Origin of the sequence: Skermanella rosea (assembly GCF_016806835.2) — a bacterium.
Taxonomy (GTDB): domain Bacteria; phylum Pseudomonadota; class Alphaproteobacteria; order Azospirillales; family Azospirillaceae; genus Skermanella; species Skermanella rosea.
Genome location: NZ_CP086111.1, coordinates 780847 through 798423, shown reverse-complemented (window position 1 = coordinate 798423; position 17577 = coordinate 780847). Strand labels below are relative to the sequence as shown.

The following is a 17577-nucleotide window of genomic DNA, read 5'->3' as shown; positions in this document are numbered from 1 at the left end:
GCCGGCGATCGTCGAATAAAGGGCTCTGTTCGCACCTTGCGTCGGCGTGGCATCGATCCCGGAAGCGGTTCTCACATCTATCTGTGATGCGTGCGGGTGCCATATGCTCAGGAACACGACGCTCAACCTGTCAGACGATCTTATGGCTCGGGCCGAGCCGTATGCCGCCGCGCATGGGACGACGATGACGGCGATTGTCCGAGAGAACTTGGAGGCGGTGACTTCGAATGGCACCGACCCCGTCGCGGACGATCCGTTGCTGGCGTATTCGCAGGGACGCTTGGCCAGGAACGAGGCCATTCGACTTCTCGGGCTGCGCGACTACGCCGAGTTGCTCGTCGCGCTTGGGGATGCCGACCTGCCGCTGCCGCCACCCTATGACGTCGAGAACCAAGCCGTGACTTTCGCCAAACTCTGGCAGCAGTCGTGAAAAGGTGCACCGTCATCATTCCCGCTGCGGGGTCGTTCAACGGCCTCCGGATGGCCGACTTGCTGGATCTGCTGCCGGCCCTTTGACATGCGATTGGTCGTGTCGATGCAGTCGGTGACGGGTTGAACAGCGACCTGCACTATCCCAAGGACCGGGCCGCGAAAGCGTTCATCGACAGCAAGTAGCCGCACTTCGTCATCGAGAACACCGAGATTGGCGAACAGGAGTGCGAAAGGCGGCGCACGTGGATTTCGTCGTAGTTGTTAGGGCTGTGCCTGATCCGGCCGGGGCAGCCGGACCGATGCGTTGGGCCACGGCCCAACCTACGATCGACGGCCCGCGTCACCTCCGCCCTGCACCAAACCGTAGGTGGGGCCGTGGAACAACGCATCGCGGCGAGTGGAACGGCACGCTGCTCTTGCTGCCATCAGCGCCGCCGACAGGCAGCACCTTGCCGCCCCGCTTACGCGGTCTGCGGTCCGGCGGGGCGTCAAGTCGCCGAACCGTCCCGGCGTCGTCCTGAACCTGCAGTCTTGCCTGTGGCAGAGCCATAAGAAAAGGCCGCCGCCCCTTCCGGGGCGGCGGCCTTTCCGGTCTCGGTCCGATGCGGGATCAGGTCCCGGTGCGGCGTTCCTCGAACTCCATGCCCGAATGCACGGTCCGCGCGGCGGCGGCGGCGGAGCGCTGGAAGGCGAGGACGACGGCGGCCATCTCGCGGCTCGTGGCGGGGGTCAGCGGGCGGCCGGGCAACCGGGTCACGCCGTCCTCGCCCACTTCGCCGTCCATCAGGCGGCGGAGCGCCTCGCGGCCGCGGCAGAGGCGCGACTTGACGGTGCCGACCTTGGCGCCCAGCACGTCGGCCGCTTCCTCGTAGCTCATGCCTTCAAGGCCGATGAGGAGGAGCACCTCGCGCATTTCCGGGGTCAGCCGGGCCAGGGCCCGCTCCAGGTCGCGGACGGCGAGGCCGTGCTCCTGGGCGGCCGGCGCCGGCGGGCTCAGGGCCTCCAGCGTCTCGTCCGGCGTCGCGGTGGTGCGGGCGCGGCGCAGCTCGTTGATGTGGGCGTTGCGCAGGATGGTGAACAGCCAGGCGCGCATGTTGGTGCCCGGGGTGTAGCTGTCCAACCGGGTCAGCGCCCGCTCGAGGGTGTCCTGGACGAGGTCGTCGGCCCGCTCGGGGTGACCGACCAGAGCCCGCGCGAAACGGCGCAGAGCGGGAATTTCCTGTTCCAACCGGTCAAGCGTGTTTTCAGACATGGGTGACAGCCTCCCCGGACATTTCCGACTTCGCGCTGTTGAGCAAGGATGGGATGGTTGAGCGCAACACCATTATTCCACTTCCTGACCAGCCGGCCGCCGTCCCGAGACGGCAGCGCCGGCCTGTTTGGGTGAACCACCGCCCGGTCCCGCGGCTGGACGCCAGCGGCGCGCCAAACACACGAACTCCTGGGCAGTAAAACCTTTGGACGCCGCTTTGTTCCCGCGACCCGCAAAAAATTCCGGCTTCGAAAGATTGCGGCTTAGACCGCGTGATTTCCTTCGTCATCATCGGTTTACATCCTGCAGGACTTCCCGGAACCGGATCACCGGGGCGTCGCCGTTACGTCTAGGATATAAGCCCCCTGCCCCGCAACACGACCTATCTTTAAGAAACAGAACGCTACCTCCAACGTCATATTCTGACGTTTTGTAATCATTTACATGTCACAATCCTGTCCTTGGCCTGCCTTCGAGACCCGGATCCCAGTCCGGAACGTCCCGAGGCATCCGGGACATCAGGCGGAAAACGGTTGCGGGACACCCGCCCCTTGCTTTAGACATACCGGGCCTGGGGCCTTGGTCGGGCACGATAGCCGGCCAGACGCCTTAACGCAAATTTAACCATACCGGCGCCACCTTGGCACCAGCAGCCGGTCCCGGCACCCCGGCGGTGCTGACCGATTGACCGAAGGTAGAAACTGGTGATTACGCAGGCTCGCACGTCCGACATCATGAAGGCCCCCCGCGGGGACCGGATCGGTGCGCGCGCCCCGGCCATCGCCAGCACGGGCGGCTCCCTGCCCCTGCCGGAAGTGCTGCTGTCTGCCCGTGGGCTGCATGGGGCTCTCCTTCTGCGACTTATGCGCCCCTGAGCGCCGCCGTCGTCATTGACAGGTGTTCAGGGGGATCATGGCGCTCGCGCCATCCATCGCCGTCGCATCATTGATATCGGTCCTGCCCGCAATCCGGTCCCGTCAAGGGGGCCGCGGGCACCGGTAAGCACAGAAGGATCAAGTTCCATGACCGCCGCCACCGACCAGACCCCAGTCAACGCCGTCCCCTCCTCTTCCGACGCCGGCCGCGTCATCATCTTCGACACCACGTTGCGCGACGGCGAGCAGTCGCCCGGCGCCTCCATGAACCTGGAGGAGAAGCTGCGCATCGCCCGCGTCCTGGAGGAGATGGGCGTGGACGTGATCGAGGCCGGCTTCCCGATCGCCTCCAACGGCGACTTCGAGGCCGTGCGCGAGATCGGCAAGGTCGTCCGCAACTCGGTCATCGCCGGACTGTCGCGCGCCAACCGCCGCGATATCGACCGCGCCGCCGAGGCCCTGCAGTTCGCCGAGCGCAAGCGCATCCACACCTTCATCTCCACCAGCCCGCTGCACATGAAGTACAAGCTGCAGATGGAGCCGGAGAAGGTGCTGCAGGCCGTCTGGGACAGCGTCACCCACGCCCGCAACCATGTGGAGGACGTGGAATGGAGCGCCGAGGACGGTTCGCGCACCGAGCACGACTTCCTGTGCCGCTGCGTCGAGACCGCGATCAAGGCCGGCGCCACCACGATCAACATCCCCGACACGGTCGGCTACGGCGTGCCGGAGGAATACGGCGCCCTGTTCACCATGCTGATCAACCGGGTGCCCAATGCCGACAAGGCGATCTTCTCGGTCCATTGCCACAACGACCTGGGCCTGGCGGTCGCCAACTCGCTGGCCGGGGTCACCGCCGGCGCCCGGCAGATCGAATGCACGATCAACGGCCTGGGCGAGCGCGCCGGCAACGCGGCGCTGGAGGAGATCGTCATGGCGCTGCGCACCCGCGCCGACGCCCTGCCCTACACCACCGGCATCCAGACCGAGCAGATCATGACGGCGTCCCGCCTGGTATCGGCGGTGACCGGCTTCGTCGTCCAGCCGAACAAGGCGATCGTCGGCAAGAACGCCTTCGCCCACGAGTCCGGCATCCACCAGGACGGCATGCTGAAGAACGCCCAGACCTACGAGATCATGACCCCGGAGTCGGTGGGCCTGAACCGCTCGACCCTGGTCATGGGCAAGCATTCCGGCCGCGCCGCCTTCCGCGCCAAGCTGAAGGACCTGGGCTACGCGCTGGGCGACAACGCGATCGAGGAGACCTTCGTCCGCTTCAAGGACCTGGCAGACAAGAAGAAGGACGTCTTCGACGAGGACATCGTAGCACTGGTGGACGACAGCATCGGCAGCACCAACGAGCGCATCCGCTTCGTCTCGCTGGCGGTGGTCGCCGGCTCCAAGGGTCCGCAGCGGGCCGAGCTGGAGCTGGAGATCGACGGCGAGACGGTGAGCACGGTCGCCACCGGGTCCGGCCCGGTCGACGCCACCTTCAACGCGATCTCGGCGCTGTTCCCGCACGAGGCCAAGCTGCAGCTGTACCAGGTCCACGCCGTCACCGAGGGCACCGACGCGCAGGCGGAAGTGACCGTCCGGCTGGAGGAGAACGGCAAGACGGTCAATGGCCAGGGCGCCGACACCGACACCCTGGTGGCGAGCTGCCGCGCCTATGTGCACGCCTTGAACAAGCTGCTGACCAAGCGTCAGAAAACGGCGCCCGAAGCACTCTCCGCTTGAGTGGTTTGCGGCGTTGCTCTATTCAAACGGATGGTGGTTCGTACCCCGAGCCTCCATCCAGATTACCTCCGACGGCGGCTCGCCAATGAGCCGCCGTTGTCTCGGATGGGCCGCGTCAACCGGATGAAGAGTTAATCAACTCCATGTTTTCCAAATTGCTCGGCGTCCTGTCGGCCGACATGGCGATCGACCTGGGTACGGCCAACACCCTCGTGTACGTCAAGGGGCGGGGAATCGTCCTGAACGAGCCGTCGGTCGTCGCCATCGCCACCATCCGCGGCAAGAAGCAGGTGCTCGCGGTCGGCGACGAGGCCAAGATGATGCTGGGGCGCACGCCCGGCAACATCCAGGCGATCCGGCCGCTTCGGGACGGCGTCATCGCCGACTTCGAAGTCGCCGAGGAGATGATCAAGCACTTCATCCGCAAGGTGCACAACCGGCGCAGCTTCGCGAGCCCGCAGGTGATCATCTGCGTGCCGTCGGGCTCCACCGCGGTCGAGCGCCGAGCGATCCAGGAATCGGCCGAGTCGGCCGGCGCCCGCCGGGTCTTCCTGATCGAGGAGCCGATGGCCGCCGCGATCGGCGCGGGCCTGCCGGTGACCGAGCCGACCGGAAGCATGGTGGTCGATATCGGCGGCGGCACGACCGAAGTCGCCGTGCTGTCGCTGGGCGGCATCGTCTATTCCCGCTCGGTCCGCGTCGGCGGCGACAAGATGGACGAGGCGATCATCGGCTATATCCGCCGCAACCACAACCTGCTGGTCGGCGAAAGCTCGGCCGAGCGGATCAAGAAGGAGATCGGCTCCGCCTGCCCGCCGGAGGACGGCGAGGGCCGGATCATGGAGATCAAGGGCCGCGACCTGATGAACGGCGTTCCCAAGGAACTGATCATCAGCGAGCGCCAGATCGCGGAGTCCCTGTCCGAACCGGTCAGCGCCATCATCGAGGCGGTGAAGGTGGCCCTGGAGCACACGGCGCCGGAACTGGCCGCCGACATCGTGGACAAGGGCATCGTCCTGACCGGCGGCGGCGCCCTGCTCAGCAACCTGGACTATGTGCTGCGCCACGCGACGGGCCTTCCGGTCTCCATCGCCGACGATCCGCTGTCCTGCGTGGCGCTGGGCACGGGCCGGGCTCTCGAAGAGATGAAGACGCTTAAGCACGTTCTCATCCAGATGTACTCCTGATATTCATAATTGGCGCGGCAAACTCCCTCCAGGAGGGCTGCCGCCCGTGCAACCTCCTGACATCCGGCTTTCAGCCCCGCAGAGCACAGGAAAGGCCCCGTGAAGACACGTGCCACCGGATCCGTGGTTCGTCTCGCCGCACCCCTGCGTGCGCTGGCCCAGCGGTTCTCGTTCCTTCTCCTGGTGTTCGCCGCCATAGCCCTGATGATGGTCGGCAAGGTCGACACCGTCCTGGTGGACGGGCTGCGCGTCCGGGTGACCGATGCCTTCGCCCCGATCCTGGACGCGATCTCCCGCCCCGCGGCGACGGCGGCCCATTTCGTCGAGAGCCTGCACGAGATCGTCAACCTGCGGGGTGAGAACGAGCGGCTCCGTCAGGAGAACGCGGCCCTGCTGCAGTGGCAGCAGGCGGCCCAGCGGCTCGACGCCGAGAACCGCAGCCTGCGCAGCCTGCTGAACTACAAGCCCGAACTGGCCGCCTCCTATATCACGGCCCGGGTCGTCGCCGATCCCGGCGGCGCCTTCGTCCGGACCGTCGTCGTCACCGCCGGCCAGCGCGACGGCGTCAGGCCCGGCCAGGCGGCCGTGTCCGGCCGGGGATTGATGGGCCGCGTGGTCCAGGCGGGGGAATGGTCGTCGCGCGTCCTGCTGATCACGGACCTCAACTCGCGCATCCCGGTGGTGATCGAGCCGTCGCGCCAGCGCGCCGTGATGGGCGGCGACAATTCCGGACAGCCGCGCCTGCTCTACCTGCCGGGCGACGCCGCGCCGGCGGTCGGCGACCGGGTGGTGACCTCGGGCCATGGCGGCATGTTCCCGCCGGGGTTGCCGGTCGGGCTGGTCGCGGAGGTGGGCGAGAGCGCGATCCGGGTGCAGCCCTTCGTCGATCCCGGACGGGTCGAGCATGTCCAGCTGGTCAATTTCGGGCTTCCCGGCGGCCTTGGCGCCAATGCCCCGGCGGACGCCGCCGGCGGCTTGAACTGACGCCGGCGGGACCCTGCCCATGACCGGCGGCTTCTGGAGCAGGATCGACCAGACGGGGCGCAACATGGCGCCCCTGGCGATCACGGCGGCCCTGATGCTGGTCGGCATGGTGCCCCTGCACCTGCCCAACTATGCCCCGGTGGCCCCCATGCTGCCGCTGATGGCGGTCTATTACTGGGTGATCCACCGCCCCGACCTGCTGCGCCCCAGCATGGCGTTCGGCCTGGGCCTGCTGCAGGACCTGCTGAGCGGCGCCCCGCTCGGGATGACGCCGCTGATCCATGTGCTGGTCTATTGGGTGGTGCTGACCCAGCGGCGTTTCTTCCTGGGGACGTCCTTCGCGATGCTGTGGTTCGGGTTCGCGCTGGTGGCCTTCGGCGCCGGCTTCGTAGGCTGGCTCGCCTGGTCGATCCTGAACCTGCGGCTGCTGTCGCCCAACTCCGCCCTGATGCAGTCGACCATGACGGTGGCGGTGTTCCCGCTGTTCGGCTGGCTGTTCATCCGCATCCACCGCGCCTTTCTCCAGGCCTGACGAGGTCCCTTCCCGCCATGGAGCGCGATACCGATAGATACCGCAGCCTGACCCGGCGGGCCTTGATGCTGGGCGGCATGCAGGCCGGCCTGCTGTCGACGCTGGTCGCCCGGATGTATTACCTGCAGGTGCTGGAGTCCGACCGCTACACGGTGCTGGCGGACGAGAACCGGATCAACATGCGGCTGCTCGCCCCGTCGCGCGGCCAGGTGCTGGACCGGTTCGGCGTGCCGCTGGCGGTGAACCAGCAGAATTTCCGCGTGGTCATGGTGTCGGAGCAGGCGCGCAAGATCGACCGCATGCTGACGCTGATCTCGGAGATCGTGCCGCTGACCGAGGCGGACTGGCGCCGCATCACCCGCGAGATCCAGCGCAAGCGCGCCTTCGTGCCGGTCACGGTGAAGGAGAACCTGACCTGGGACCAGGTCACCATGATCGAAGTGAACGCCCCCGACCTGCCCGGCGTCTCGATCGAGGTCGGCGAGCTGCGCAGCTACCCGTACGAGGCGGCGACCGCCCATTTCCTGGGCTATGTCGGCGCCGTGTCGGAGTCCGAGCTGAACGGCGACCCGGTCCTGGCGCTGCCCGGCTTCCGCATCGGCAAGTCCGGCATGGAGAAGTTCCACGACGCCAGCCTGCGCGGCGTCGCCGGCACCAGCCAGCTGGAGGTCAACGCGGTCGGCCGGGTGATCCGCGAGCTGTCCCGCCAGGAGGGCCAGCCCGGCCGAGACATCACGCTGACCATCGACATCGGCCTGCAGCAATACGCCCAGGACCGGCTGAAGGAGGAGAAGAGCGCCGCGGCCGTCGTGATGGACGTGCATACCGGCGGCATCTATTCCATGGCGTCGAATCCCAGCTATGATCCCAACCTGTTCACGACGGGCATCAACGCGGAGACCTGGGAGGACCTGCTGTCCGACCCGACGACGCCGCTGACCAACAAGGTGGTCGCCGGGCAGTACGCGCCGGGCTCCACCTTCAAGATGCTGGTGGCGCTGGCGGCGCTGGACAGCGGCATCGTCGGCCCGCGCCACACCGTGTTCTGCCCCGGCCACATGGACCTGGGCGACCACCGCTTCCATTGCTGGAAGAAGGGCGGGCACGGCACGCTGGACCTGGTCGGCGCGCTCAAGCATTCCTGCGACACCTTCTTCTACGACCTGGCGCGCCGGATCGGCATCGACCGCATCCACGACATGGCGAAGAAGTTCGGCATGGGCCAGCGGACCCAGCTCGACCTGCCCAGCGAGCGGCCGGGGCTGATGCCCAGCCGCGAGTGGAAGCAGGCCAACCTCGGCAAGTCGTGGACCCAGGGGGAATCGCTGATCGCCGCGATCGGCCAGGGATACGTGCTGGCGACCCCGCTCCAGCTGGCGGTGATGCTGTCGCGGCTGGTCAACGGCGGCTTCGCGGTCAAGCCGCACCTGACCAAGCAGATCGAGCGCGGGCCGGCGGAACAGACCGCCTGGCCGTCGCTGGGGGTCAACAAGGGCCACCTGGACCTGGTGCTCCAGGGCATGAACGCCGTGATGAACCAGCCCGGCGGCACCGCCTACAAGATGCGCATAGCAGAGGCCGGCTTCGAGATGGGCGGCAAGACGGGCACCAGCCAGGTCCGCCGGATCACCATGGCGGAGCGCAGCACCGGCGTCCTGAAGAACGAGCAGCTGCCGTGGCGCCAGCGCGACCACGCGCTGTTCGTCGGCTTCGCGCCGCTGCACGCGCCGCGCTACGCCTGCGCCGTCATCGTCGAGCATGGCGGCGGCGGTTCGGCCGTGGCGGCGCCGATCGCCCGCGACATCCTGCTGGAGGTCCAGCGCCGCGACAGCGCGCGGGGCGTGCCCCAGGTCTCCAGCGCGGTCCCGGCGGAGCCGGCCCAGCCGGCGCCGCCCCCGGGATTGGGCGACAAGCCGGGGAGGATCGGCGGATGAACGGCGATTTCCTGGGCCACCAGCCGGAGCTCTCGCTGGGCGAGAAGCTGTGGCAGATCAATTGGAAGCTGATCCTGCTGCTGACCGCCATCGCCTCGGTCGGGTGGGCGATGCTCTATTCGGCGGCCAACGGCAACGTCGACCCCTGGGCGTCGCGCCAGGCCGTCCGGTTCGGCGCCGGCATCTGCGTGATGGTGGTGGTGGGCCTGATCGACCTGCGGCTCTGGATCCGCCTGTCCTATCCGATCTACGCCGTCGCCCTGGTGCTGCTGATCGCGGTCGAGATCGTCGGCGAGATCGGCATGGGCGCGCAGCGCTGGATCGACCTGGGCATCATCCAGATCCAGCCGTCGGAGATCATGAAGATCGCGATCGTGCTGGCGCTCGCCCGCTACTTCCATGCCGCGTCGCTGGAGGAGGTCGGGCGGCCGACCTTCCTGATCGTGCCGCTGCTGATGGTGCTGGCCCCGGTCGGGCTGGTGATGAAGCAGCCGGACCTGGGCACCGCGCTGATGGTCATGATGGTCGGCGGGGCGATCTTCTTCCTGGTCGGCGTGCGGCTGTGGAAGTTCGCCGTGATCATCGCGGGCGGCGCCGCCTCGATCCCGGTCGCGTGGCAGTTCCTGCACGACTACCAGAAGAACCGGGTGCTGATCTTCCTGAACCCGGAGAACGACCCGCTGGGCGCCGGCTACCATATCACCCAGTCGAAGATCGCGCTGGGGTCCGGCGGCGTGGCCGGCAAGGGCTACATGATGGGCAGCCAGAGCCATCTGAACTTCCTGCCGGAGAAGCAGACCGACTTCATCTTCACGATGCTGGCGGAGGAGCTGGGCATGATCGGCGGCACCGGGCTGCTGCTGCTCTACAGCCTGCTGATCGCCTACGGCGTCATCATCGCGCTCCGCTGCCGCAACCAGTTCGGCCGGCTGGTGGGATTGGGCGTCTCCACCAACCTGTTCCTCTACGTGTTCATCAACATCGCCATGGTGATGGGCCTGATCCCGGTGGTCGGCATCCCCCTGCCCCTGATCTCCTACGGCGGCACGGCGATGCTGACGGTGCTGTTCGGCTTCGGGCTGGTGATGTCGGTCTATATCCACCGCGACGTCCGGATCACCCGCCGCACCGTCGCCGGGGAACTGTGACCGGAGAGCCGTGGCGGACTGGTAAAAAACTGTCATGGAAGCGGTTTTTTGGCATCGACAAGGCGGGTCCGCTTTGCTATCTACCCCTCGTCGCTGGGCAACGGTCGGGAACGAACGAAACACGGCGGCGGACATTGCGGGTGCATAGCTCAGTTGGTAGAGCAGCTGACTCTTAATCAGCGGGCCCAAGGTTCGAGTCCTTGTGCACCCACCAAATTCAGAAGGCCCTGGAGAGCGACGCTTTCCAGGGCCTTTGCTTTTCCGGCTTAATGGCGTTTTGCAGACTGGTCAGAAGGCATTTTACAATTCTGATCTGGCGGCACTGAAGCGATCCTACTATAGGATAGGGACACATCAGATAAGCCTAACCCCGCCTAGCCGGCGCTGCTATACGATCATCCATCTCCTCTCCATAATTGCGAGACGCCCCGCATGGTTTCCCCTGCAAACGTGTTCACGCCGACCAAGGAAATTCAGGATACCGACCGCTTCGCCGGACGGCAGGACCAGTTGCAGGCATTGGCCGATGCGTTGGAGATGGAGGGTGGCCACATCGTAATATACGGGAACCGCGGCGTGGGAAAATCCAGCCTCGCCCGGCAACTCCAACTGATGTCGCAGAATGACCCTGCGGTCATAAAGCGTTTGAAGCGTGAGCCATTCAGTCCTTTCGATTTCATACCGGTCTATCTCCAATGCGATGACAGCATTACCGGAGTGGAAGAGCTTCTGGTGCGGTTGCTAACTAATGCGGATGCACTTGGTGATTGGTTGCCTTTCCGCATTGTCTCTCGCGAGCGGACCGCTGAAGCGTCGGGTACCTTGAAGCTCAAGATTGTGGATGTTGGCGGCAAGGGCGGATCTAAGTTTGTGGAGAAGCGCGAGGAGGTCGAGGCCGACCTGTACGGTTTGTTCGCCACCGCTCTCAAGGAGATCACCAAGGCTGGGGTGGCAGGCTCCGGCGTCTTGATAATCATCGATGAGTTCGATCGTATCAAGGACAAGGCGGGCCTTGCGTCGATCCTCAAAAGTGTTGGGTCTGACATGGTCAAGTTCGCTCTGGTCGGTGTCGCCACGACGCCTCAGGAACTCATCCGCGACCACGAGTCCGTCGCCCGTCAGTTGACAGGTGGCTGCGTACTTGTGCCGCCCATGAGCGATCAGGAAATGCAGGAGATATTCGACCTTGCGCAGCAGGCGCTTGGCTACCGTGTACTTTTTCCCGCGGAGACCCGGGCTTGGATCATCAAGGTCGCCCGTGGACACCCTTACTTCGTGCACCTGCTTGGCCGACATTCCCTGATCGCGTCGATGTCAGCGGGCGTCGACATGGTCACTCCCGAAATGGCACAGCACGCTCTTGAGGAGATCGCCATCCGAGAGTCGGCGCCTATTCAGGAGACACTCTACAAAACCGCCATCGGCCATTCTTACCCGCGCGAGACGATCCTCAAAGAATTCGCTGGAGAGGACGCTGATGAAATCCACACGCAGGCTCTTTATGCCCGCGTGGCTGCTAAACTGGGCGTCGATGCGAGCGTGGTGAGCGTCTATGTCGGCCAGTTGGTGAACGAGAAGTATGGGGCAGTTCTGGAGAAGACACGGGAACGTTACTACCGCTTCAAAGATAGCTTGTTCAAAGCCTACGCAGCCGCTCGCCCGTTTCAACTCCAACCTGGAGCGCGCGAGTCGGATGAGAGCTAGCGCTCCTCGCCTCTGCCGGTCAGAGAATTGGCGATTACCCAGTTTACTTTCCGCCCTTCCGGGCATCGTCCAGCTTGGCGATTGCCAGGCGGGAGCGGCGGCGCTTCTCGGTGTACTTGCGGACCATGGCCACCGTCTCGTGGCCTGTGATCGAGGCGATCGTCTCCCAGTCGCAGCCGATCTCGTGCAGGACCGTGGCGGCCGTGTAGCGGAGGCCGTGGGTGGTGACGTCGTCGGGAAGGCCTGCGGCTTCGATCGCGTCGCCCATCATGTGCCTGAAGGCGTCAATGGTCAGGCGTCGACCGCCGCCGCGTTCGGTCGGTAGCATCGTCAAATGCTGTTGGCTTGCAAGCCACGGGTCGAGAACTTGGCGCAGCTCGGCCGAGGCCGGCACCCAAACCCGGGCGGCGGCCATTCCGGCATGGGGCTGAGGCGGGCCATTTCCCGTTGGGTGGCTATCCTGGAATCAATCCGCCTTTTGGCCGTGCTGTTCCTTGATCAGCGGGCCCAAGGCTCGAGTCTCTGCGCGCCACCAAATTTTGAAGGCCCTGGAAGGCGATGCGTTCCAGGACCTTCGCTTTTTGGCGTCACCGCCGGCGTGGTCGCTGCTACCGGTTTGGCATTCGCTTCATGTTCCACAGGGGATCTCGCTTGTGTAGACTGCGGCTGTGAGCAGGGAAGAGGTCGGTCATGCGGGAAGATGCGAGACTTGCGTTTCCGGTAGACAGGTTGCCGCCAGAGCTGTCCGCCGCGCTGGACGGTGGAGAGGCAGGGGCGATCTACGCCGTCCATATCCGGAAGCTGTCCGCGGAGGACGCGGCCGAGTTCCTTGAAATCCGCGCCAAGGTACAGGAGGGACTGGCGGACATCGAAGCAGGCAAGATTCTGGACGAGGACGAGGCCTTTGCCGAGATCCAGCGAATAATCGACGATAGAGCCGAGTAAGAATGCCATCCGTTCGCCTCACGCGTCGCGCTATCCAGGACGTGGCAGGTGTCGGTGCGTTCATCGCCAAGGACAGTCCGCGCATGGCAGAACAGTTCGTTTCGGGTATGCGCGAAACATTCAAAACATTGGCAAAAAGCCCACTGCTGGGCCGTGAGCGGGACGATTTAGGCAGTGAAATCCGCATGTTCCCGTTCGGTAAATACCTGATTTTCTACCGCCCTCGCGACGACGGCGTCCTTATCGTCCGTATCCTGCATGGCGCGCGGAGTCTTCCTGACCTGTTCAGATCCTAACAGCCCTGCTGGAAGCGACCGGCCAGCGCCGTCAGGACTTCCAGCCATCGCGCTCTCCGGCACTGCCTCGCTTCGCCACCCCCGTGGGAGGGTGCGCGTCCCGCGCACCTTGGGCGGCGGGACGCCGCCCCTCCCCGTGAAGCAGGCGTTGGGCGTCAGGTCACGTTGAGCGCCACGAAGCGCAGGTCGCCGCGGCGGTCGATCAGGAGCAGCACGGTCTTGCGGTTCGCGTCCTTGGCGGCCTTGACCTTGGCGGCGACGTCCTGGGGCGTGGAGACCTCCTCCTGGCCGACCTCGACGATCACGTCGCCGGGGCGCAGGTCCTTCTCGGCGGCGCTGCTGTTGCCGGCGACCTCGGTGACCAGGACGCCGCGGAGCTGCTCGTTGAGGTCGAACTGCTGGCGCAGCTCGGGCGTGATGCCGGTCAGCTTCAGGCCCAGCGCCTCGACCGATTCCGGGGCGGCGGGGGCCGGCTCGTCGGGGATCGCGGCCAGCATGCCGGACTCCTCGGCGGCCTCGAGCTCGCCGACCTTGACCTGGACCGTCTGCTCCTGGCCGCGGCGCCACAGCTTGACCGGCACCCGCTCCTCGACGCCCGTCTCGGCGACGACGCGCGGCAGGCGGCGCATCTCGTTCACTTCCTTGCCGTCGAAGGTCAGGATGACGTCGCCGGCCTGGATGCCGGCCTCGGCGGCCGGGCCGTTCGGGGTCACGCTGGCGACCAGCGCGCCGGTGGCGGAGCGGAGCCCCAGGCTCTCCGCGATCTCGGGCGTGACGCCCTGGATGCGGACGCCCAGCCAGCCGCGCCGGGTGCGGCCATACTCCTTGAGCTGGGCGACGACGCTGCGGGCCAGCGTCGAGGGGATCGCGAAGCCGATGCCGACCGAGCCGCCGGACGGCGAGAAGATCGCCGTGTTGATGCCGATCACCTCGCCCCGCATGTTGAACATGGGGCCGCCGGAATTGCCCCGGTTGATCGAGGCGTCGGTCTGCAGGAAGTCGTCATAGGGGCCGGCGTTGATGTCGCGGGCGCGCGCCGAGATGATGCCGGCGGTCACCGTACCGCCCAGGCCGAACGGGTTGCCGATCGCCAGCACCCAGTCGCCGACCCGCATCCCGTCGCTGTCGCCGAAGGTGACCGCCGTCAGCTTGCGGTCGGTCTTGACGCGCAGCAGCGCCAGGTCGGTCTTGGGGTCGCGGCCGACCAGCTCGGCCTTCAGGTTGGTGTCGTCCTGAAGGATGACGTTGATCTCGTCGGCGTCCTGGATCACGTGGTTGTTGGTCACCACCAGGCCTTCGGCGTCGATCACGAAGCCCGAGCCGAGCGAGGTGGCGCGGCGCGGCGGCGCGTTCTGCTCCCGCCCCTGTCGGTCGAAGAAGTCGCGGAAGAATTCCTCGAAGGGAGATCCTGGCGGGAACTGCGGCATCTCGGGGCCGGGGCGCGGGCCGGCGCCGCGGCGTTCCGGAATATTCTGCGTGGTCGAGATGTTCACGACTGCGGGAAGCAGCTTCTGCGCCAGGTCGGCGAAACTCTCCGGAGCGTTCGCGCGGCCCTGGGCATGGACCATGTCGGGGGAGGCGAAAAGCAGAGCCGCGATCACCGGCAGTCCGGCGGCGAACCTGATCAAGGCGGGCCTGAACCAAGCCGGGCGCCGCCGCCCGCTGTCTATCGCCATGGCGTCTCCTCCGGCATTCGCTGCGGCATTCCTTCGAGCACTGTTCGTCACGGAAGCTCTCTCCTTGCTTCGATTATGCCACCGCCCGCGCCGCCGCGCGCCCGCCCAGGGGCACCGCAGCCGATCGCCGGTGTCAGCCGATATGTACACGCAGACCGGCAACGGCCAGTCCGGGTCATGCCGTCAGCGCGGATAATAAACGCTCTTGCGGTGGGAAAGTAAGGCATTGCATGGGCATCGGCCGAAGGATCTGCGCCCCGGCGGGGATGCCGGCCGGGCCGCGGTCATCCCCGCAGCAGCCAGACCAGCCCCACCCCGCTGATCGCCGCGATCAGGCCGGCGATGCGCAACTGGCCCACGGGGGTCATCAGGGCGATCGCCAGCATGCGGCGCATCAGGTCGGGAAAGAGGGCATAGGCGATACCCTCGAGCACGAGCACGAGAGCCAGCGCCGTCAGCAGTTCAGTGGTCAACGCGATGCCTTGAAGGAGAGGGCGCCGCGGCGCGCCGATTCGGCACCGCGGCGGAAGTCCATGGAATGAACGGGCCGGCACCCGTCAGGTGGGTGCCGGCCCGGGTCGTACGTGGTTCAGTTGGCCGTGCCGCCCGGCTGGACGTTCTCCGCGCCCTGGGTGGCCGACGGAGACGGCGGGCTGATCTGGGCCGCCGGCGGACCGCCCGCGGCGCCGGGGGTTCCGTTGGGAGCCCCGCCCGGAACTCCCGAGGCACTGCCCGGAGCGCCGGTCAGGTTGCCGAAATACTTGAAGAAGTCGCCCGTCGGCGAGAGCACCATGGTGGTGTCGTCGTTGCGCAGGCTGTCGCGGTAGGCTTGGAGCGTCCGGTAGAACGAGTAGAATTCCGGGTCCCGCCCGGTCGCTTCCGCGATGATGCGGAACGCCTGGTTGTCGCCCTCGCCTCGGAGCACCTGCGCATCGCGCTGGGCCTCGGCCAGGATGACGGTCCGCTCGCGTTCCGCCCGGGAGCGGATCTGCTGGGCCTGTTCCTGGCCCTGCGCGCGGAACTCGGCGGCCTCGCGTTCACGCTCCGACCGCATGCGGGCGAAGATGGACTGGCTGGTCTCCTCCGGCAGGTCGGCGCGGCGGATGCGGACGTCCACCACCTCGATGCCGAAGCGCTGGGCCTCGCCGTTGACCTGATCGCGGATGTCGGTCATCACGCGGGAGCGCTCGTCCGACAGGATCGACAGGACGGTGACATTGCCGAGCACGCGGCGGAGCGCCGAGACGACCACGGTGCTGAGCCGCTGCTCGAGGATCTGTTCGGACCCGACCGACTGGAAGAAGCGCAGCGGATCGGTGATCCGGTAGCGGGCGAAGGCGTCCACGTCGAGGCGCTTCTGGTCGGCCAGGATGACCTGCTCGACCGGCGGATCGACGTCCAGCACGCGCCGGTCGTACAGGACCACGTTCTGGATGAACGGGATCTTGGCCTTGAGGCCCGGCTCCTGGATGACCCGCCGCGGCTCGCCGAACTGGAGCACCAGCGCCTGCTGGGTCTCGTTGACGGTGAACAGGCTGGCCGACGCGAGGATGCCGAGGACCACGACGACGATGCCGACGATGGCGAGATTTCTGTTCATGTCTCAGCTCCTCACTGCGCCGTACGGGTGGGGCCGGGAGCGGAATTCTGCCCCCCCGCAGCCGCGGGCCGCTGCATGCGCTGCAGTTCGGTCAGGGGCAGGTAGGGCACGACGCCGTTGGCGCCGCCGTTCTCGCCGTTGCCGTTCCCGTCGATGATCACCTTGTTGGTGCCGCGCAGGACCTGCTCCATCGTCTCCAGATACATCCGGCGGGCGGTGACCTCGCGGGCGCCGGAATAGGCGTCGTAGACCGACAGGAAGCGCTGGGCGTCACCTTGGGCCAGGCTGACGGTCTGCTCGCGGTACGCGGAGGCCTCCTGGATCAGCCGCTCGGCCTCGCCTCGGGCACGCGGGATGATGTCGTTCCGGTAGGCCTCGGCTTCGTTCCGAACCCGTTCGCGGTCGGCGCGGGCGCGCTGGACGTCGTTGAAGGCATCGACCACGGGGGCCGGCGGATCGACCTTCTGCAGCTGGATCTGGGTGATCTCGATGCCGGCCTGGTAGTCGTCGAGCATCGTCTGGAGCAACTGGAGCGTGCTGTTCTCGATCTCCTGCCGGGCCTCGGTCAGGGCCGGCTGGATGTCGGTGCGGCCGATGACCTCGCGGATGGCGCTCTCGGCGGCCTTCTTCACGGTGGTCTCGGGATCGCGGATCTTGAACAGGTACTGGCCGGCGTCCTTGATCACCCACAGGACGGTGAAGTCGATGTCGATGATGTTCTCGTCACCGGTGAGCATCAGGCTCTCGTCGGTCACGTCGCGGTCGCCGCCGGCCCGCCGGCCGTCGCCGACACCGGACCGGAAGCCGATCTCGATGCGGTTGACGCGGGTGACCTTGGGCGTCAGGGCGGTCTCGATCGGGGCCGGGATGTGGTAGCGCAGGCCCGGCTGCTCCGTCCGCACCCATTCGCCGAACCGCATGACGACGCCCTGCTCGTCGGCCTCGACCCGGTAGACGCCGCTGAACAGCCAGATCAGCACGACGACCGCGGCCGCGATGGCGATCCCCTTGCCGCTGCCGAAGCCGCCCGGCATCACCCGGCGGAACCGGTCCTGTCCCTTGCGGAGCAGATCCTCGAGATCGGGCGGTTGGGAACCGCCGCCGCCGGACCCGCCGGGCCTGCCCCACGGGTTGTTTCCGCCCCCATTGCCGGGCGGCGGACCCCAGGGGCCACCACCGCCCCCTCCCTGATTGCTCCAAGGCATGCCTCTCGGTCCCTTTCTCTCTTATTCTCTCGCGTTTACGTCGGACTCCGGGCTCTTTCCAAGCCGCGGG

The 17577-nt window shown here is 66.6% G+C and carries 16 protein-coding genes and 1 tRNA gene; 11 read left to right on the top strand and 6 right to left on the bottom strand.

Annotated elements, in window-relative coordinates; genetic code table 11:
• Nucleotides 1–103: 103 nt before the first annotated feature.
• Entirely contained in the window at nucleotides 104–430 is a 327-nt protein-coding gene (locus JL101_RS03735; RefSeq protein ID WP_203098454.1) for a hypothetical protein, read from the top strand.
• A 612-nt stretch (nucleotides 431–1042) separates the two neighbouring features.
• On the opposite strand, the gene JL101_RS03730 is transcribed toward JL101_RS03735, so the two are convergent.
• Nucleotides 1043–1684 (bottom strand): sigma-70 family RNA polymerase sigma factor, encoded by a 642-nt coding sequence (locus JL101_RS03730; protein ID WP_201077449.1) that lies wholly within the window; start codon nucleotides 1682–1684, stop codon nucleotides 1043–1045.
• Nucleotides 1685–2706: 1022 nt separating this feature from the next.
• On the opposite strand from JL101_RS03730, the gene JL101_RS03725 reads away from it, so the two are divergent.
• The 8 genes from JL101_RS03725 to JL101_RS03690 all read left to right on the top strand — a co-directional run bounded on the left by JL101_RS03725 (nucleotide 2707) and on the right by JL101_RS03690 (nucleotide 11785).
• Nucleotides 2707–4296 carry a 2-isopropylmalate synthase gene (locus tag JL101_RS03725; RefSeq protein ID WP_203098455.1) on the top strand — a complete coding sequence of 530 codons (1590 nt, stop codon included), beginning with the start codon at nucleotides 2707–2709 and terminating at the stop codon, nucleotides 4294–4296.
• Nucleotides 4297–4439: 143 nt separating this feature from the next.
• Nucleotides 4440–5483 carry a rod shape-determining protein gene (locus JL101_RS03720; protein ID WP_158043941.1) on the top strand — a complete coding sequence of 348 codons (1044 nt, stop codon included), beginning with the start codon at nucleotides 4440–4442 and terminating at the stop codon, nucleotides 5481–5483.
• Between the two features lie 99 nt (nucleotides 5484–5582).
• Nucleotides 5583–6467: a rod shape-determining protein MreC gene (mreC, locus tag JL101_RS03715; protein WP_203098456.1), complete on the top strand. Its 885-nt coding sequence runs from the start codon at nucleotides 5583–5585 to the stop codon at nucleotides 6465–6467.
• Between the two features lie 19 nt (nucleotides 6468–6486).
• A complete protein-coding gene (gene mreD / locus JL101_RS03710; protein ID WP_203098457.1) occupies nucleotides 6487–6999 on the top strand; it encodes a rod shape-determining protein MreD in 513 nt (170 codons plus the stop codon).
• 17 nt (nucleotides 7000–7016) lie between these two features.
• Nucleotides 7017–8933 (top strand): penicillin-binding protein 2, encoded by a 1917-nt coding sequence (gene mrdA / locus JL101_RS03705; protein WP_203098458.1) that lies wholly within the window; start codon nucleotides 7017–7019, stop codon nucleotides 8931–8933.
• Nucleotides 8930–10081 (top strand): rod shape-determining protein RodA, encoded by a 1152-nt coding sequence (rodA, locus tag JL101_RS03700; RefSeq protein ID WP_203098459.1) that lies wholly within the window; start codon nucleotides 8930–8932, stop codon nucleotides 10079–10081. The genes mrdA and rodA overlap by 4 nt, the downstream gene beginning before the upstream one ends.
• 138 nt (nucleotides 10082–10219) lie before the next feature.
• Nucleotides 10220–10295: transfer RNA gene (locus tag JL101_RS03695), tRNA-Lys, on the top strand.
• 218 nt (nucleotides 10296–10513) lie between these two features.
• On the top strand, nucleotides 10514–11785 hold the full coding sequence (locus JL101_RS03690; protein ID WP_203098460.1) for an AAA family ATPase: 1272 nt from the start codon (nucleotides 10514–10516) through the stop codon (nucleotides 11783–11785).
• Nucleotides 11786–11828: 43 nt separating this feature from the next.
• On the opposite strand, the gene JL101_RS03685 is transcribed toward JL101_RS03690, so the two are convergent.
• Nucleotides 11829–12200, bottom strand: a complete 372-nt coding sequence (locus JL101_RS03685; protein WP_203098461.1) for a tyrosine-type recombinase/integrase — start codon at nucleotides 12198–12200, stop codon at nucleotides 11829–11831.
• A 275-nt stretch (nucleotides 12201–12475) separates the two neighbouring features.
• Between JL101_RS03685 and JL101_RS03680 the strand changes: the two genes are divergently transcribed.
• Entirely contained in the window at nucleotides 12476–12730 is a 255-nt protein-coding gene (locus JL101_RS03680) for a hypothetical protein (RefSeq protein ID WP_203098462.1), read from the top strand.
• Between the two features lie 2 nt (nucleotides 12731–12732).
• Nucleotides 12733–13026: a type II toxin-antitoxin system RelE/ParE family toxin gene (locus tag JL101_RS03675; RefSeq protein WP_203098463.1), complete on the top strand. Its 294-nt coding sequence runs from the start codon at nucleotides 12733–12735 to the stop codon at nucleotides 13024–13026.
• 155 nt (nucleotides 13027–13181) lie between these two features.
• Here JL101_RS03675 and JL101_RS03670 read toward each other — a convergent pair whose 3' ends face one another.
• The 4 genes from JL101_RS03670 to hflK all read right to left on the bottom strand — a co-directional run bounded on the left by JL101_RS03670 (nucleotide 13182) and on the right by hflK (nucleotide 17507).
• Complete coding sequence (locus JL101_RS03670) at nucleotides 13182–14702, bottom strand: DegQ family serine endoprotease (protein ID WP_203098464.1); 1521 nt, start codon at nucleotides 14700–14702, stop codon at nucleotides 13182–13184.
• A 284-nt stretch (nucleotides 14703–14986) separates the two neighbouring features.
• Nucleotides 14987–15175 carry a DUF2065 domain-containing protein gene (locus JL101_RS03665; protein WP_201077431.1) on the bottom strand — a complete coding sequence of 63 codons (189 nt, stop codon included), beginning with the start codon at nucleotides 15173–15175 and terminating at the stop codon, nucleotides 14987–14989.
• Between the two features lie 116 nt (nucleotides 15176–15291).
• Complete coding sequence (gene hflC / locus JL101_RS03660) at nucleotides 15292–16302, bottom strand: protease modulator HflC (protein ID WP_203098465.1); 1011 nt, start codon at nucleotides 16300–16302, stop codon at nucleotides 15292–15294.
• A gap of 11 nt (nucleotides 16303–16313) precedes the next feature.
• A complete protein-coding gene (hflK, locus tag JL101_RS03655; RefSeq protein ID WP_203098466.1) occupies nucleotides 16314–17507 on the bottom strand; it encodes an FtsH protease activity modulator HflK in 1194 nt (397 codons plus the stop codon).
• Nucleotides 17508–17577 lie beyond the last annotated feature (70 nt).

What these genes read in the sequence shown, in the direction of transcription:
- JL101_RS03735 (WP_203098454.1), top strand. Translation starts at nt 104, where the DNA reads ATGCTCAGGAACACGACGCTCAACCTGTCAGACGATCTTATGGCTCGG.
- mrdA (WP_203098458.1), top strand. Translation starts at nt 7,017, where the DNA reads ATGGAGCGCGATACCGATAGATACCGCAGCCTGACCCGGCGGGCCTTG.
- JL101_RS03690 (WP_203098460.1), top strand. Translation starts at nt 10,514, where the DNA reads ATGGTTTCCCCTGCAAACGTGTTCACGCCGACCAAGGAAATTCAGGAT.
- hflK (WP_203098466.1), bottom strand. Translation starts at nt 17,507, where the DNA reads ATGCCTTGGAGCAATCAGGGAGGGGGCGGTGGTGGCCCCTGGGGTCCG.
- rodA (WP_203098459.1), top strand. Translation starts at nt 8,930, where the DNA reads ATGAACGGCGATTTCCTGGGCCACCAGCCGGAGCTCTCGCTGGGCGAG.
- JL101_RS03670 (WP_203098464.1), bottom strand. Translation starts at nt 14,702, where the DNA reads ATGGCGATAGACAGCGGGCGGCGGCGCCCGGCTTGGTTCAGGCCCGCC.
- JL101_RS03685 (WP_203098461.1), bottom strand. Translation starts at nt 12,200, where the DNA reads ATGGCCGCCGCCCGGGTTTGGGTGCCGGCCTCGGCCGAGCTGCGCCAA.
- JL101_RS03730 (WP_201077449.1), bottom strand. Translation starts at nt 1,684, where the DNA reads ATGTCTGAAAACACGCTTGACCGGTTGGAACAGGAAATTCCCGCTCTG.
- hflC (WP_203098465.1), bottom strand. Translation starts at nt 16,302, where the DNA reads ATGAACAGAAATCTCGCCATCGTCGGCATCGTCGTCGTGGTCCTCGGC.
- mreD (WP_203098457.1), top strand. Translation starts at nt 6,487, where the DNA reads ATGACCGGCGGCTTCTGGAGCAGGATCGACCAGACGGGGCGCAACATG.
- JL101_RS03720 (WP_158043941.1), top strand. Translation starts at nt 4,440, where the DNA reads ATGTTTTCCAAATTGCTCGGCGTCCTGTCGGCCGACATGGCGATCGAC.
- JL101_RS03675 (WP_203098463.1), top strand. Translation starts at nt 12,733, where the DNA reads ATGCCATCCGTTCGCCTCACGCGTCGCGCTATCCAGGACGTGGCAGGT.
- JL101_RS03725 (WP_203098455.1), top strand. Translation starts at nt 2,707, where the DNA reads ATGACCGCCGCCACCGACCAGACCCCAGTCAACGCCGTCCCCTCCTCT.
- JL101_RS03680 (WP_203098462.1), top strand. Translation starts at nt 12,476, where the DNA reads ATGCGGGAAGATGCGAGACTTGCGTTTCCGGTAGACAGGTTGCCGCCA.